Consider the following 16,666-nt stretch of genomic DNA (forward strand, 5'->3'; position numbering starts at 1 on the left):
GGGTCAGGTTGAAAACCCGCTGCCACATAACCTTAGCGGCACGCCATAAGGTTGGAAATTATTGCGTCGATTGATCAATTGCGGCGACCCGCTGCCGGGTCATCTGCCACCAACGATCATTGCCCGACATCATGCTGGCGATGAAATAGTCGCCGTGCTCCCAAAGCGCCGGCATCAGCTCGATGTCATTGCCGCCAGTGCCGTGCCGGCGCAGCATGCCCGCATCTTCCAGCGCTGACAGCAGGTTGCGGATATGGGTGCGCGAGGTGAAAATGCGCTCCGAGGCAGTCGTATAGTTCAGCGAAACGCGGGACGGGTCGCCGCCGGCCAGGGCCTGCTGCAGATAGCTGAAGATGATCTTGGCGCCGTCCTGCCGCATGATGAAGGCAACCAGAGGATTGTTCTCGACATCGAGAATGTCAAAGGCGGTATCATGCAAACCGTTGCTGATCGCCCGGTGTACCTGCCGGTGCAGCGCGTCATGGGAAAACACCGCGTCATAGTCGCGACTGTCCGGCTGCAGCACCGCGAGCGCCCGCATATGGTTGTCGTGCCAGGCATAATCCTCGGCGATCATCCGTGCCGTCGGCTTGATCAGGCGCACTCGCTTGTCGCCCGGCGCCGTCTGCAGCTCGATCAGCCCGATCTGCCGCATGCGCGCCAGCATCTCATCCAGGCTGCGGGCGCTGGCCAAGCCGAATGTCGCGAAAACCTCGCGGATGCGCGTGATCGTGGGCCAGCTCTCCCGCGCCTCGCCGCGCGCCTCATAAAGGGCGATGATTAGGTTGAACAGCACGAGCCCGGCGATATCCTGCATCACCCGCCGTATGGCCGGATCCGGGCTGTGGCTCTGCACCAGAACCTGCATATAATAGTCGCGCGCTAGGGCCCAGCGCGGATGGGCGCGAATTTGCGCTGCGGAAAGAAAGCTCAAGGCGCGGGGTTCGCTTCCCGAGCCTTCCCGCGGCGCTTGGCCGGCCGTCGTCAATTGCTGGTCAAGCAATGCATTCCTCCGCACTATCCCGTACTGAATGGTACAGTATGGCGCGAGAAATTCCAATTAAGTCATATAATTGGTCAGTTGTTGATGCTGATGATGCCCCAACTGGTCTCGGCACAGCCGTCGTCGATGCAGACCAGCGACATCCACAGCGCGCCATTGGCAAAGCCGACGCCGTCGCTGGTGACGATCAGGTCACCGAAATCCTGGCTCGACAGACCGTCGATGGTTTCCTGGGTGAGCAGGCTGTCGAAATTGTCGACCAAGTCCTGCGCCTCGAGGATGTCATAGACCTCGCCATTGGCCCGTACGGTGAGCGGATAGAACGCCAGGTCGGCAATGCTGGTCGGGTTGTCGAACAGGAAGGCATCCTGCAGCGCGGCAAAAGCCTCGCCGAAGGCGTCGGATTCGCCATGCAGGTTTTCGATCTGCGCCAGCACGTCCTCTTCGCTTTGGGCGAATACGGGCGTGGCAAGCAGGGACAGGGCAACGACGGCGGCGGACATCAGGCGCATGGCGGCTCCGGGATTGTTATTCCCACCCTAGCGCATCTCCTTGAGGCCGTACCAAAAAATCAGGCGGTGGGGCGCTCGGCCATGATCATATAGTTGATGGCCATGTCGCGCGAGCGGCGCCATTCGTCGCCGATCGGATGAAACACCACGCCGGTCTCGGCGGTGACCCTGAGCCCATTGCGGGTGAGAAGCGTCTTGATCTCGTCGGGCGTCAGAAATTTGTTCCAGTCATGCGTGCCCTTGGGCAGCCAGCGCAACACCTGCTCTGCGCCGATCACTGCGAACAGTTTGGCCCGCAAGGTGCGGTTCAGCGTCGCCGTCAGCGTCAGCCCGCCCGGCTTCACGAGGTCGGCACAGCTCTTCATATAGAGCGGTACATTGTCGACATGTTCCACCACTTCCATGTTGAGCACCAGATCGAAGGTCCTGCCCTCGGCCGCCAGCGCCTCGCTGGTTGTCGCCCGGTAGTCGATATCCAGCCCCGACTTTTCTGCATGCAGTTTGGCAATCGCAATATTGCGCTCGGCAGCGTCGATCCCTGTCACCGTGGCCCCCAGCCGGGTCAGCGGTTCGCATAGCAGCCCGCCGCCGCAGCCGACATCGAGGATGGTCAGCCCCTCGAACGGCCGCATGGCCGTGCCATCGCGGCCGAAATGGCTCAGCAGGTGTTCGCGGATATAGCTCAGCCGCACCGGGTTGAACTTGTGCAGTGGCTTGAACTTGCCCTTGGGGTCCCACCACTCCTCGGCCATCGCGGTAAATTTGGCGACTTCGGCATCATTGATGGTGGTGGCGGTCATGGTGCAGCTCCGTTTGGGCGCATATCACCCCTCGCATGGGGCGCTGGCAAGGCGACACAGGATCGCGGTTGGCTGTTGATCGCGTGACGGCTTTGTCGTATGTCCGCGCCAGATCAACAAGCGTACCGTCGGGTTCGGCCGGAAACCGGCACATCCGGAAAGAGTTCGGGGAATAAATTGGCCCGCATCGTCGTCAAGTTCGGGGGCACATCGGTTGCCACTGTCGAACGTATCCGCCAGGCCGCGCGCCACGTGAAGCGCGAGGTCGATGCCGGCCATGAGGTCGCTGTCGTCGTCTCCGCCATGTCTGGCAAGACCAATGAGCTGGTCGGCTGGGTCAATGAAGCCAGCCCGCTGCATGATGCGCGCGAATATGATGCCGTGGTCGCTTCGGGCGAGCAGGTCACGGCCGGGCTGATGGCCATCGTACTCAGCGAAATGGGCATTCAATCCCGGTCGTTCGCCGGCTGGCAAGTGCCAATCCGCACCGATGACGCGCATGGCGCCGCCCGCATCGTCGAGATCGACCCGACCGAACTCGACAAGCGCATGAAGGACGGCTGGGTGCCGGTGATCACCGGTTTCCAGGGCATTTCCCCGCATGGCCGCGTCACGACGCTGGGCCGCGGTGGTTCCGATACCTCGGCCGTTGCGGTGGCGGCGGCGGTTGGCGCCGATCGCTGCGATATCTATACCGATGTGGACGGCGTTTACACGACCGACCCGCGCATCGTGCCCAAGGCGCAGCGCCTGACCAAGATTTCCTTCGAGGAAATGCTGGAAATGGCTTCGCTCGGCGCCAAGGTGCTGATGATCCGGTCGGTTGAAATGGCCATGGCGCACAAGGTGCGCCTCTTGGTGCGCTCGACATTTGATGATCCCGATGCGCCCCAGATCGGGCCGGACGGGCTGCCGGGCGTTCCCGGAACACTGGTTTGCGATGAGGATGAGATCATGGAAAAGCAGATCGTTTCGGGCGTGACGCTCGCCAAGGCGGAAGCCAAGATCACCCTGCGCGACGTCAAGGATAATCCCGGCGTTGCCGCCGGCGTCTTTGGTACGCTTGCAGACCAGGGCATTGTAGTCGACATGATCGTGCAGAATATCGCCGATGATGGCGCCACCACCGACATCACCTTTACCGTACCCGACAGCGAGTATGACAAGGCGATCAAGGCGCTGCAGAATGCTGGCGACAAGATCGAGTATGGCCGGCTTTCCGGCTCCAAGGGCGGGGCAAAGGTTTCGGTCGTGGGTGTGGGCATGCGTAGCCACGCAGGCGTTGCATCGTCGATGTTCAAGGCCCTGGCCGACAAGGGCATCAATATACAGCTGATCACGACTTCGGAAATCAAGACCTCGGTTCTGATCGATGAGCAATATGCTGAGCTTGCGGTTCGCGCTCTGCATACTTATTACGGGTTGGACAAGAAGGACGCATAAGCTCCGTCGAGGGGAGTGAGCCGCGTCCGGTCAAGGGGGGCGGCTTTGCGGGCCGTCTAGGGCAAAGATGGTCACGACCATAGGCGGACCACGGGTGCTGCTGCGGCAGTTGCGTGAGACGATGGCGGAGCCGCTGGCTTCGCAGGCGCGGCTCGACAAGATCGTGGGCCTGATCGCCGACAATATGCGCGCCGATGTGTGCTCCTTCTACGTGCTGCGCGATGACGGCGCGCTGGAGCTGTTTGCCAGTAAGGGCCTTGCTGCCGAATCGGTGCATATGACCACGCTGCGGCTGGGCGAGGGCCTCGTCGGCCTGATCGCTGCCGAAGCCGAGCCGCTGTCGCTTGACGATGCCCCCAGCCATCCCGCTTTTGCCTATCGCCCGGAAACCGGCGAGGACAAATATAATTCATTCCTCGGCGTGCCGGTGCTGAGAGCCGGGCAAACCCTGGGCGTCCTCGTGGTGCAGAATTCGGACCATCGCCACTATGGCGAGGACGAGACCGAAGCGATGCTGACTACGGCCACAATCCTGGCCGAGATGATCGCCACCTCGGATTTCGACAATCTGATCAAGCCGGGGTCCGATATCGATCTCAGGCGTCCCCGCATGTTCACTGGCGTGAGTTTTACCGACGGCATTGCGCTGGGCACGGTGGTTTTGCACGACCCGCGCGTGGTGGTGTCCAATTTCATCGCCGAGGATACCGACGCCGAAAAGCTGCGCCTCGAAGCGGCGCTCGAGAAGATGCGCGTCTCGATCGACGTCATGCTCGAGCATGGCGACATGGCCGGCGGCAGCGATCACCGCGAAATTCTCGAAACCTATCGCATGTTCGCCAATGACCGCGGCTGGGTGCACCGGCTGACCGAGGCGATCGAGAACGGGCTTTCGGCCGAAGCCGCCGTGGAGCGGGTGCAGAACGATACCCGCGCCCGCATGCTGCGCCAGACCGATCCCTATATCCGCGACCGGCTGCACGATCTCGATGATCTGGCCAATCGCCTGCTGCGCGTGCTGACCGGCGATGGCCTCGCCCTGGGCAAGAAGAACCTGCCCGATAATGCCATTCTGGTGGCCCGCAACATGGGGCCGGCCGAACTGCTCGAATATGACCGCACCAAGCTGCGCGGCATCGTGCTCGAAGAGGGCGGCACCACGGCCCATGTGGCCATCGTCGCGCGCTCGCTCGGCATGGTGGCGGTGGGCCAGGCGCAGTCGATCGTTTCGATGTGCGAATCGGGCGATGACATCATTCTCGATGGCCCGGCCGGCGTAGTGCATCTGCGCCCGACGCCCGATATCGAACAGGCCTATGTCGACAAGGTGCGGGTCACTGCTAAGCGCCGCGCGCATTACGCCGCGCTCAAGGACAAGCCGAGCATCACCAAGGATGGGGTGGATATCACCCTGCTGCACAATTCGGGTCTCGTCGCCGACCTTCCGATGCTCGACGATACCGGCGCGGCGGGCGTTGGCCTGTTCCGCACCGAATTGCAGTTCATGATCGCGTCCAAGCTCCCGCGCCTCCATGAACAGCAGGAGCTTTATGCCGAGGCCATGGCGATTGCTGGCGAGCGGCCGGTGGTGTTCCGCCTGCTCGATATCGGCGGCGACAAGGTTCTGCCCTATCAGCGCTCGATGGCCGAAGAAAACCCGGCCATGGGCTTTCGCTCGATCCGGCTCGGCCTCGAACGGCCCGGCCTGTTGCGCACCCAGGTGCGTGCATTGCTGTTGGCTGCCGATGGCCGGCCGCTGAAGATTCTCGTGCCCATGGTCACCGAGACTTTCGAATTCATGCAGACCAAGTTGGTGGTGCAGAAGGAAGTTGATCGGCTGAAGCGCCAGGGCAGGGCGATCCCGTCCCGGCTCGAGCTGGGCGTCATGGTCGAAGTGCCATCGCTGCTGTTCGAGCTCGACCAGCTGCTGCCTGAGGCGGATTTCGTCTCGATCGGCTCCAATGATCTGGTGCAGTTCCTCACGGCTTCGGATCGCGCGAATCCGCGCGTCGCCAAGAATTATGACCCAATCGGCATGCCGCGCCTGCGCGCCATCCGCATGGTTGTCGATGCCGCCAGGCGCTACAATATCCCGATCACCATGTGCGGCGAGCTGGCCGGCAAGCCTTTGGAAGCGCTGGCCCTGATGGCCGTCGGCATGACCCGCCTCTCCATGGGCCCGGCCTCCATCGGCCCGATCAAGGAACTGGTGCTCAACCTCGATCTGGCGCCGATCCGCGCCTCGGTCAATGCCGCGCTCAGCGATGGGGCGGATGGGGTGACGATCCGGCAATTGCTGCAGGAATGGATCGAAAAGCAGAATCTCCCAGTTTGACGTGAAGCGCCGGGGCTTCTACACGCACGATGTCATCCCGGCGCAGGCCGGGATCCCTCCTGAGGTGTAGTCGCCCTGCACCGCGACCTCGCGGCTGTGGTTCGATCTCGAGATGGATCCCGGCCTGCGCCGGGATGACACCGAGTTTTTGTATAATGCGGCGCTCCGGCCCGCACGGGATTTACGAACATGGCATCTCTTCCCCAGGACAAGCTCGACGCGCTCGAGACGCGGTTCCAGTATGTCGAGGCAGCCCTGTCGGGCGGCGCCGGGCCGGACGAGTTCGTCAAATTTTCCAAGGAGCATGCCGAGCTGGCGCCGATCGTCGGCGAGATCCGCGCCTATAACAAGGCGTTGAGCGATCGGGCCGAGGCCGAAGTGCTGCTCAAAAGCGGCGACAAGGATATGGCCGAAATGGCCCAGGCCGAGATCGAGGAACTCGACGAGAAGATCGAGACCCTGTTCCAGGCCGTGCGCATTCTGCTGCTGCCCAAGGACGAGGCCGACGAAAAGTCGATCATTCTTGAAATCCGCGGCGGCACCGGCGGCGACGAGGCGGCGCTGTTCGCGGGTGACCTGTTTCGCATGTATGAGCGCTACGCCCAGGGCCATGGCTGGAAGGTCACGGTGATGGAGGAAAGCCCCGGCGAAATGGGCGGCTTCAAGGAAATCATCGCCAATGTTTCAGGCAAGGGCGTCTATGCCCGGATGAAGTTCGAATCCGGCGTGCATCGCGTGCAGCGGGTGCCGGCCACCGAAGGCTCGGGCCGTATCCATACCTCCGCTGCCACCGTCGCCGTGCTGCCGGAAGTGGAAGACATCGATATCGAAATCCGCACCGAGGATATTCGCATCGATACAATGCGCGCTTCGGGCGCCGGTGGCCAGCACGTCAATACCACCGACTCGGCCGTGCGCATCACCCACATTCCCTCGGGCATTGTCGTCACCTCCGCGATGAAGTCGCAGCACCAGAACCGGGCGCAAGCCATGATCGTGCTGCGCTCGCGCTTGTATGAAATGCAGCGCGAAGAGCGCGACTCGGCTCGATCCGCCGAGCGCAAGGGGCAGGTCGGTTCAGGCGATCGTTCCGAGCGCATCCGCACCTATAATTTCCCGCAGGGCCGCGTCACCGATCACCGCATCAACCTGACGCTTTATAAACTCGACAAGGTGATTACCGGTGAAGCACTGGACGAGCTGATCGAAGCGCTGATCACCACCAGTCAGGCCGAGCAGCTTGCCGCCATGGAAAGCCCAAACTGAGCGACCAACCCAGCATCGGCGCCCTGTGGCGCGGCTGGCGCGATGTGCTTACGCGTCTCGATTTCGCCAGCGCCGCACCCGATGCAAAATTGCTCACCGGTCATGCGTTGGGCCTCTCGACCCTCGATCTCGCCACCCGCGAGAACGACTTGGTCGATGAGCCCGCTACCGCCCGCGTGGCCGAGCTGATCCGCCGCCGCATGACCGGCGAATCCGTCGCCCGCATCATCGGCTTTCGCGCGTTTTACGGCCTCGACTTCATCCTCAATGAAGCCACCCTCGAACCCCGTCCCGATACCGAACTGCTGGTCGACCTCGCCCTCGGCCATCTCCCCGCCGGTGGGCGCCTGCTCGATCTTGGCACCGGCACCGGCTGCATCCCCATCGCGATTCTCGCCAACCAAAGCGATGCGAGCGCGGTGGCGGTGGACCTGAGCGCACGGGCATTGGAAGCCGCGCACGACAATGCCGAGCGGAACGGTGTGTCCGGGCGCATGGCCTTCCCGCACGGCTCCTGGTTCGACCCCCTCGACGAAGATCGCTTCGACCTAATCACCTCCAACCCGCCCTACATCACCTCCGCCGTGGTCGAAACCCTCGCGCCCGAGGTCAAGGACTTTGACCCCCGCCTTGCCCTCGATGGCGGTCCCGATGGCCTCGCGCCCTATCGGGTCATTGCGACGCAAGCGGCCGATTGGCTCAAGCCGGGTGGCTGGGTGCTGGTGGAAATCGGCTATGACCAGGGTGCCGCCGTCAGTGCGCTGTTTCTCGAAGCCGGCTTCGAGGATGTGAACGTGCATCGCGACCTCAACCAGCTTGATCGTGTGGTCGCAGCGCACCATATCTAGGCCAGTCGTGCACGGGGCTGTGAGCCCCGATAATTAATGCTGGCAAAGAAGACGCGAACGATATAGTTTGGGCCTAGCTGTCAACGGCGCTTCATGAGCGCCACGGCGACTAGCCACCCGACATATCCATAGGCTGCAATATGCAGTGCGGTTCCGGCAAAGGCGGGAACGACGCGGGATGGGTTCGGGGCGCCGTCAGACGGTTCGGTCTTCATGAAGCCAAGTTAGACCCGGTGACAGACCAGATTGGCTGCATCCGGATTGGCCAGACCAGGCAGATGCCGGTCCGCCAGCAGTGTGACGCTTATTTTTCTAGAGTTAGATAAAGCGACCAGATGAGACCCAATAACCAGAATAACAAGAACCGGCAGCGGAGCCGGAACGGTGGACGCAAGCACGTCAACCCGCTGTCCCGCAATTTCGAGAGCAATGGTCCGGACGTGAAGGTGCGCGGCAACGCTGCCCATGTCGCCGAGAAATACCTGCAGCTCGCCCGCGATGCGCAGTCGAGCGGCGACTCGGTGATGGCGGAGAATTATCTCCAGCATGCCGAGCATTATTTCCGCATTGTCTCCAGCGCCCAGCAGGCCCAGAACGGCCAGCGCCCGGATGGCGACGATGATTTCGACGATGATATGCCGGATATGAACTCCCGCTTCGCCTCGCCGCAGCCCCAGCAGCCGCAGCAGCAATATGCGCAGGGTGAAGGCGACGAGCAGCCGGAGGCTGGCGAACAGCCACGCCAGCAGCAGGACGGCCAGCAACAGCAGCCGCGCCAGGATGGTGAGCGCCCGCAGCGCGGTGATCGTCGCGATCGCCAGCGCAACCGCGAACGCTTCCGCCCCGAAGGCGAAGTGCAGCAGCAGGCGCCCGTCACACCGGTGGAACAGCCCCAGCCCGTGGTCGCTGAACCTGCCGCTCCCGCTGCAGCGCCGGTCGAAGCCGGTGCCGAAGGTGATGCACCCAAGCCGCGCGAGCGCCGTCCGCGTCGCCGCCGCAATGCCGATGGCGATCTGGCCAATGCCGACCAGCCCGACGTCGGCGGCCTGCCGGCGTTCCTGACGGCCGGCACGACCAACGCCGCTGAATAGGCGACGGACACATTCTTGAAAAAGGCCGGGCAGTGATGTCCGGCCTTTTTCTTTGCAAAATGGCTCCCATATATCTCCTCGTGATGGGGCAGCGCTGATTGCCAGGCGTTCCATCGCACGACGCTTCCGCCGCATGCTTGGTGCCTTCGGGGCCGGGTTGCGGGCGAGACCAGGAGAGTTGAATGAATATCGAAAAATACACCGAGCGCGCCCGTGGCTTTATCCAGAGCGCGCAAACCATCGCGCTGGGCAAGGGCCACCAGCAGTTTGCGCCGATCCACCTTCTTAAAGTCCTGATGGATGACGACCAGGGCATGGCCTCTGGGCTGATCGAGCGCGCCGGCGGCGACGCCCAAACCGTGCGTGCCGCTGTCGAAGCCGCCATTGCCAAAATCCCCACCGTTTCCGGCGACGCCGGCCAGCTTTATCTTGGCCGCGAACTCGCACGTGTCTTCGAGACCTCGGAAAGCGCCGCGCAGAAGGCTGGTGACTCCTATGTCACCGTCGAGCGCTTGCTGCTGGCGCTGGTGGTCGAAAAGGATACCGATGCCGGCAAGATCCTGAGCTCAGCCGGCGTCACGCCGCAGGGGCTGAACGCGGCCATCGAAGCCATTCGCAAGGGCCGCAATGCCGATTCGGCAACCGCCGAGAACAGCTATGATGCGCTCAAGAAATATGCCCGCGACCTGACTCAGGATGTGCGCGAGGGCAAGCTCGACCCGGTGATCGGCCGCGATGAGGAAATCCGCCGCACCATCCAGGTGCTGAGCCGCCGCACCAAGAACAATCCTGTGCTCATCGGCGAACCCGGCGTCGGCAAGACCGCCATCGCCGAGGGCCTGGCCATTCGAATCGTCAATGGCGACGTGCCGGAATCGCTCAAGAACAAGAGCCTGCTCTCGCTCGACATGGGCGCGCTGATCGCCGGCGCGAAATATCGCGGTGAATTCGAGGAGCGCCTCAAGAGCGTTCTCAGCGAAGTCACCTCTTCCGACGGCCAGATCATCCTCTTCATCGATGAAATGCATACGCTGGTCGGGGCCGGCAAGGCCGACGGCGCCATGGATGCGTCCAATCTGCTGAAGCCTGCTCTGGCACGTGGTGAACTCCACTGCGTCGGCGCCACCACGCTCGATGAATATCGCAAGCATGTCGAAAAGGATCCGGCGCTGGCCCGGCGCTTCCAGCCGGTCTTCGTCGACGAACCAACCGTCGAAGACACGATCTCGATCCTGCGTGGCCTCAAGGAAAAATACGAGCTGCACCACGGCATCCGGATTTCCGATTCCGCCCTAGTCAGCGCCGCGACCTTGTCGAGCCGCTATATCACCGACCGCTTCCTGCCCGACAAGGCCATCGACCTGATGGACGAGGCGGCCGCGCGCCTGCGCATGGCCGTCGATTCCAAGCCCGAGGCGCTGGACGAACTCGATCGCCGCATCATGCAGCTCAAGATCGAGCGCGAAGCCCTGCGCAAGGAAACTGACGACGCCTCGCAGACCCGTCTCGACCGGCTGGAGAATGAACTGGCGACGCTCGAAGAGCAGGCTCAGGTGATGTCCGGCAAATGGCTGGCCGAAAAGGAGCGCCTGCAGGGCAGCCAGAAGCTCAAGGAAGCCCTGGATGGTGCTCGTTCGCAGCTTGAAATCGCGCAGCGCCAGGGTGATCTCGCCAAGGCCGGCGAGCTGGCCTATGGCGTCATCCCCGATCTCGAAAAGCGCATCAAGTCAGCCGAAGACGCCAATGGCGACGGCAAGGCCGATCCGCTGATGGCCGCCGAAGTGGTGACGCCCAGCGATATCGCCGGCGTCGTCTCGCGCTGGACCGGCATTCCGGTCGATCGCATGCTGGAAGGCGAGCGCGAAAAGCTGCTGCATATGGAAGCTTCGCTCGGCGCCCGCGTCATCGGCCAGGCCGAAGCCGTAGCGGCGGTGGCGAAAGCCGTTCGCCGTTCGCGCGCCGGGCTGCAAGATCCGAACCGTCCGATCGGCTCGTTCATCTTCCTCGGGCCAACCGGCGTCGGCAAGACCGAGTTGACCAAGAGCCTTGCCCAGTTCCTGTTCGATGACGAGACCGCCATGGTCCGTATCGACATGAGCGAGTTCATGGAAAAGCATTCGGTCGCCCGCCTGATCGGCGCCCCTCCGGGCTATGTCGGCTATGACGAGGGTGGCGTGCTCACCGAAGCGGTGCGGCGCCGGCCCTATCAGGTTGTGCTGTTCGACGAGATCGAAAAGGCCCATCCCGATGTGTTCAATATCCTGCTGCAGGTGCTCGACGACGGCCGCCTGACCGACGGGCAGGGCCGCACGGTCGATTTCCGCAACACGGTCATCATCATGACTTCCAACCTGGGCGCCGAATATCTCGTCGACCTCAAGGATGGGGACTCGGTCGAGCTGGTGCGGGGCAAGGTGCTGGATACCGTCAAGACGGCCTTCCGGCCGGAATTCTTGAACCGGATCGACGAAATCCTGCTGTTCCATCGCCTCGGCCGCGAACACATGGGTTCCATCGTCGATATCCAGTTCAGCCGCCTCGAAAAGCTGCTCAAGGACCGCGACATCAGTCTCGAACTGACCCGCCGCGCCCGCGAATGGCTGGCCAACGAGGGCTATGACCCCGCCTATGGCGCGCGCCCCTTGAAGCGCGTCATCCAGCGTTCGGTGCAGGACGGCCTCGCCGACGAAATCCTCGGCGGTCGAGTCAGCGATGGCAGCCGCGTCGTGGTCGATGCCAATGACGACGGTATTGTTCTCTTGCCCGGCGAGGCAGGGGCCGCGGATGCTGCGGCGTGAATGAACGAAGGGCCGGCCGCGAGACCGGCCCTTTTTTTTGTCGTCGGATATGTCCCCCCAAACGCGATGTCATCCCGGCCTTGAGCCGGGATCCATCTCGAGATGGTCGTGCAGCCGCAAGGTGGTTCGTCCGATCGACCTTGCGGCTTTTGACAGGATCTCAGGATGGGCCCCGGCTCAAGACCGGGGTGACACCAAGTGTGTGGAAGCATCGGATGGAGCTATTCACTTGCGTGGGATTTTGGCATAGAACAAATCAAGAACTCCGAAGCACCCCATGTCCGACAAAATCGACTATATCGAATTCCCCTCCACCAACCGCGTGCTCAGCAGTGCCTTCTTCCAGGCCGCCTTTGGCTGGGGCATTGTCAGCTACGGCCCCGACTATGACGCCTTGAGCCATGCCGGCATCGACAGCGGTATCGACCAGGCCGCCGAAAAGGTCGCCGCCACCATGGCGATTGTCCGTACCGATGATCTCGACGCCGCCGAACGTCGCGTGCGCTCCGCCGGTGGCGTCATCACCCGGCCGCAGTTCGACTTCCCCGGCGGCCGGCGTTTTCATTTCCGCGAGCCGGGTGGAAACGAGATGGCGGTCTATATCTCGAAAGAATAGTCTGGGCTGACCCTTCAGCCGGATCGCCCTATGACCAATGACATCGCCGCCCCGCAGAGCCGCCGCTTCGTGCTGGTGGCGGCGATCCTCGCCTCGAGCATGGGCTTTATCGATGGCTCGGTGATTTCCATCGCCATTCCGGCCATTCGCGCCAATCTCGGTGCGACGCTGGCCGAAGCGCAATGGGTCAGCAATGGCTATCTGCTGTTCCTCTCGGCGCTGATCCTGCTTGGCGGCGCGGCCGGCGACCGTTTCGGCCTGCGCAAGATGTTCGGCCTCGGCATCGTGGTCTTTGTCGCCGCCTCGCTGATCTGTGCCCTGGCGCCAACGCCGCTGATCCTCGTCATCGCCCGCGCCGTGCAGGGCATAGGGGCCGCCTTCATGGTGCCGGGCAGTCTGGCCATCATCGCCAAGGCCTATCCGCGCGAAGAGCGCGGCCGCGCCATCGGCATCTGGGCCGCATCCTCCTCGCTGACTTCCATTGCCGGGCCGATCATCGGCGGCTTCCTGCTCACCGCTTTGGGCGAGTGGAGCTGGCGGCTGGTCTTCGCCGTCAACCTGCCGCTCGGCCTCGGCGCCTTGGCGCTGCTCTGGTTCAAAGTGGCGCCCGACCGTCCTGAAGCCGGCCGCAAGCTCGACTGGGTCGGCGCCATTCTGGCCACGCTCGCGCTGATGCTGATTGCCTATGGCTTCACCGGCGATGGCAGTGAAAGCGTACCCCCGCTCTCGCATACGATCCTGTGGTGCGGTGGCGGATTGCTCTTCGCCGCCGCCTTCCTCGTCTGGGAACATCGCAGCGCCGCCCCGATGCTGCCGCTGCGGCTTTTCGCCAACCGGGGCTTTTCCGGCGCCAATGGTCTGACCTTCGCGCTGTATTTCGCGCTGGGCGGCACCATGTTCTTCCTGCCCATGACCATGATCGGCGGCTGGGGTGAGACCCCGGCCACGGTCTCGCTGGCTCTCCTGCCCATGGGCATTCTCCTCACCGCGCTCTCGTCCTTCAGCGGCGCCTGGGCCGATCGCGTCGGTCCCGGCCCCCTGATCGCGCTCGGCTCGCTGATCGTCGCTTCGGCCTTTGCCGTGCTCGGCCTCACCGCGCCGCTGCATAATGTGTGGTTTGCCATCCTGCCAAGCATAGCCCTGCTTGGCCTGGGCATGGGCCTCGTGGTCTCGCCACTCTCGACCGCGGTGATGACTTCGGTGGACGATGGCGAAACTGGCGTGGCCTCGGGCGTCAACAATGCGGTGGCGCGTGTCGCGGGCCTCGCGGCAGTGGCGCTCTTGGGCGCTATGGTCGCCTCGCGTTTCGAGCAAGCTTTGGGTGCAGCGGCCGAACTGCCAATCTTTTTCGGCACCATGGCCGAGGGCCTGAGTGCCGAGCAGGACGCCCTGCGCCTCGCCGCCACCGACCAGGCCTTTGCCATGGTCTGCTACATCACCTCAGGCCTAAGTGTCGTTTCCGCCGTGGTCGCCTGGCTGACGCTGGAGCGGAAGGCCCGCTCCTGAGCGGCCATCCCCGCTGGCGCGGGAATGACGTCTTTGCCAATCAGGGCGTTGCCGTCACCACAGCCGGCGTCGCTGCTTGCGCCACCGTCACCGGCGCCGGTTCGCGGGCCATCAGGTCGTTGATCTGCGCCATGGTCTGCTGGAACTGCGCCTCATATTGCTGGGGCAGCACATTGTCTTTGGGCAGCTTGACGCTGAGCGGATCGACCAGGTTGCCGTTGATCTTGATCTCGAAATGTAGGTGCGGGCCGGTCGACTGGCCGGTCGAGCCGACATAGCCGATCAGCTGGCCCTGCCGCACATGGCTGCCGACGCCCAGCCCGTCGACATAGCGCGACAGGTGGCCATAGGCGGTTTCATAGCCATTGACGTGCTTGATCTCGATCTTGTTGCCGTAGCCGGACTGCCATTTGTAATATTCGATCGTGCCATCGCCGGCCGCATAGATCGGCGTACCGGAGCGAGCGGCCAGATCGACACCGGTGTGCAGGCGCCGCGTCTTGAAGATCGGGTGGATGCGATAGCCGAAGCGCGAGCGCAACGTGCCGCCGCCTTCCAGCGGCCGCCGGTTGAGGAAGCGTTTGCCGGTTTCGCCATCGGGATCATAGAAGTCGATGCCGCCGTCGGTCGTGCCGAAGCGATAGAGCTTGCGCGAGGTGCTGCCCAGCGTCAGGCCGACATAGAGCAGTTCGGTCTTGCCGGCCGCGTCGGGTGCGGATTCGAGAATTTCAATCGCATCGCCGGCCGCGATCTTTTTGGTCATGTCGACGTCATAGGCAAACATGCCGATGATGCGCTCGATGGTGGCGTCGTCGAGGTCATGCTTGCGGCCGGTTTCCCAGATCGAGCGATAGACGCTCGGCAGGTTGGCGACATTGACTTCTTCGGTGTCTTCCTCGGGGAACTGGATTTCGGCCGGCGCCAGGCCCAGCACATATTGTCCCTTGTCGGTGAGCGCCACCGTGGCCCGATGCACGTCCACATTGGCGCCCTCGTCATGCAGGTAGATCGAGAGCCGATAGGGGATCAGCGTATTGGAGGTGCGCGACGGTCCGAACAGGATACGCAGGCGCGCGCCGGTCGGCAGGTCGGTCGATGGGAAGACATTCTGCAGCGTCGTATCGATCGCCGTGATCATGGCGTCGGTAAAGCCGTTGCGGCGCATCACGTCGTTAAGGGGCGTGCGCTCGCGCATGGTCAGAATGCGTTCCGACCGGCCCAGCGTCGCGTCAGCCGCCTGGATGGTTTTCGGCACCACGGTGACATTTTCCGCAATGCCGCCCAGCGTCGTGCCGCCCGGCTGCAGGCCGAGGTCCCGTACGCTTGGTCCAAGCGCCGCATAGGCCAGGGTTGGCGGCACTTCGTCATCGCTGAAAAAGGTCGCTTCAACGACGCTGCGCACATATTCGGCGGCATTCTGATCGGAGATGGCGCGCGGCGGCACGAAGGTCGTGGGCATGGCCGCCAGCTTGACTGCCACCTCGCCCTCGACCTCGGCGCCATAGACATCGGTATTGATGTCCATATTGGCCGCCGTCGCCTCGATCGGCTGGGTGGCATTGAGAATGGCCACCGGATCATAGTCCGGCACACCATCGGACAGGGAGGTCGGCGCGGTGGCCAGTGTCGCCTTGATGCGGATGAAGGGCTGGTTGCGGATCATGTCGCGGCCATCGACGGTCTCGCGAATGGAGGCCTCGATGACTTCGAGATCCGACCGGGTTGCCGTCACCGGTCGAAGCCGGGAGGTCTTGGCCGAAAGATCGGTGGGTGTCAGCGCTTCCGACTTGGGCCGGGAAATCTGCAGCGCCTCATAGGCGGTGGAGAAGCTGGCTTGTCCCTGGAAGGAGACATAGAGCGCGGCGCCCATCAGCAGCACCGAGGTCAGCCCTGTCATTACCGTACCGGTCAGCCAGGCAAAGCTCAGCTCGCGGCCATGCGGGATTTCGCCATCGGTCGATTGCACCGTCAGGGCAGGGCTGTCTTCGAAGCCAGTGGACTTCAAGAGAGCCGCATGACGGTTTCTCTGCGTTGCGTTCAACGCCCCATCCTTTGATCTTTCACGGCAGGTCCCCCGATCCGGTCTTGCGGCCGGCTTTCACGCGCAACGCTCACGTGCGTGCGCGGAGTCTATATTAATCAGCTGTCCTGATCCAAAACAAATGCGGCAGAACTACGGGACCAGGGTGGTGAGCCCCCCAGAACGCTGCTGATGGTCATCACAAACCGGTTTTCGGCGTCAGAATCCGTTCATCTGAACAGGTTAGAACAGCTCCATCGGCGCTAAGGCCTGCAATCTCTGGTGGTTCAGTCGAGTTTTCCACACCCCCTCCCAGGGCGGTTTTAGAAAATGACGCTTTTGTCGTTTTTGGGGGTTTACAGAAAAACGGACCGCCCCTATAACCCGGTCATCGCTTCAGGGCGCGGCGCCAAACGGCGGCGGGCAAG

General features: G+C 63.0%; 12 protein-coding genes. 8 read left to right on the forward strand and 4 right to left on the reverse strand.

Annotated features, from left to right (window positions below):
* Positions 1 to 58 precede the first annotated feature (58 nt).
* The 3 genes from BM045_RS13205 to ubiG all read right to left on the reverse strand — a co-directional run bounded on the left by BM045_RS13205 (position 59) and on the right by ubiG (position 2,315).
* On the reverse strand, positions 59 to 934 hold the full coding sequence (locus BM045_RS13205) for a hypothetical protein (RefSeq protein ID WP_139198787.1): 876 nt from the start codon (positions 932 to 934) through the stop codon (positions 59 to 61).
* Positions 935 to 1,077: 143 nt separating this feature from the next.
* Positions 1,078 to 1,515 carry a hypothetical protein gene (locus BM045_RS13210; protein WP_092183995.1) on the reverse strand — a complete coding sequence of 146 codons (438 nt, stop codon included), beginning with the start codon at positions 1,513 to 1,515 and terminating at the stop codon, positions 1,078 to 1,080.
* A gap of 59 nt (positions 1,516 to 1,574) precedes the next feature.
* Positions 1,575 to 2,315, reverse strand: a complete 741-nt coding sequence (ubiG, locus tag BM045_RS13215; protein WP_092183997.1) for a bifunctional 2-polyprenyl-6-hydroxyphenol methylase/3-demethylubiquinol 3-O-methyltransferase UbiG — start codon at positions 2,313 to 2,315, stop codon at positions 1,575 to 1,577.
* 177 nt (positions 2,316 to 2,492) lie between these two features.
* On the opposite strand from ubiG, the gene BM045_RS13220 reads away from it, so the two are divergent.
* The 8 genes from BM045_RS13220 (at position 2,493) to BM045_RS13255 (ending at position 14,218) form a co-directional block, all read left to right on the forward strand.
* Positions 2,493 to 3,758, forward strand: coding sequence for an aspartate kinase (locus BM045_RS13220; RefSeq protein ID WP_092183999.1), 1,266 nt, complete (start codon positions 2,493 to 2,495; stop codon positions 3,756 to 3,758).
* A 67-nt stretch (positions 3,759 to 3,825) separates the two neighbouring features.
* Positions 3,826 to 6,093: a phosphoenolpyruvate--protein phosphotransferase gene (gene ptsP / locus BM045_RS13225; protein WP_092184001.1), complete on the forward strand. Its 2,268-nt coding sequence runs from the start codon at positions 3,826 to 3,828 to the stop codon at positions 6,091 to 6,093.
* Between the two features lie 189 nt (positions 6,094 to 6,282).
* On the forward strand, positions 6,283 to 7,359 hold the full coding sequence (gene prfA / locus BM045_RS13230) for a peptide chain release factor 1 (RefSeq protein WP_092184003.1): 1,077 nt from the start codon (positions 6,283 to 6,285) through the stop codon (positions 7,357 to 7,359).
* A gap of 23 nt (positions 7,360 to 7,382) precedes the next feature.
* A complete protein-coding gene (gene prmC, locus BM045_RS13235; RefSeq protein WP_348271253.1) occupies positions 7,383 to 8,207 on the forward strand; it encodes a peptide chain release factor N(5)-glutamine methyltransferase in 825 nt (274 codons plus the stop codon).
* Between the two features lie 335 nt (positions 8,208 to 8,542).
* On the forward strand, positions 8,543 to 9,298 hold the full coding sequence (locus BM045_RS13240) for a DUF4167 domain-containing protein (protein WP_092184007.1): 756 nt from the start codon (positions 8,543 to 8,545) through the stop codon (positions 9,296 to 9,298).
* Between the two features lie 182 nt (positions 9,299 to 9,480).
* Positions 9,481 to 12,096, forward strand: a complete 2,616-nt coding sequence (clpB, locus tag BM045_RS13245) for an ATP-dependent chaperone ClpB (protein ID WP_092184009.1) — start codon at positions 9,481 to 9,483, stop codon at positions 12,094 to 12,096.
* Between the two features lie 277 nt (positions 12,097 to 12,373).
* Positions 12,374 to 12,712 (forward strand): VOC family protein, encoded by a 339-nt coding sequence (locus BM045_RS13250; protein WP_092184011.1) that lies wholly within the window; start codon positions 12,374 to 12,376, stop codon positions 12,710 to 12,712.
* Between the two features lie 30 nt (positions 12,713 to 12,742).
* The gene (locus BM045_RS13255; protein WP_244522991.1) at positions 12,743 to 14,218 is read left to right on the forward strand and encodes an MFS transporter; all 1,476 of its coding nucleotides are present in this window, start codon (positions 12,743 to 12,745) and stop codon (positions 14,216 to 14,218) included.
* 40 nt (positions 14,219 to 14,258) lie between these two features.
* Here the strand turns inward: BM045_RS13255 and BM045_RS13260 are convergent, their stop codons facing one another.
* Positions 14,259 to 16,223 carry a M23 family metallopeptidase gene (locus tag BM045_RS13260; RefSeq protein ID WP_092184013.1) on the reverse strand — a complete coding sequence of 655 codons (1,965 nt, stop codon included), beginning with the start codon at positions 16,221 to 16,223 and terminating at the stop codon, positions 14,259 to 14,261.
* Positions 16,224 to 16,666 lie beyond the last annotated feature (443 nt).

The sequence above is a fragment of the Devosia sp. YR412 genome (genome assembly GCF_900110945.1).
Taxonomy (GTDB): domain Bacteria; phylum Pseudomonadota; class Alphaproteobacteria; order Rhizobiales; family Devosiaceae; genus Devosia.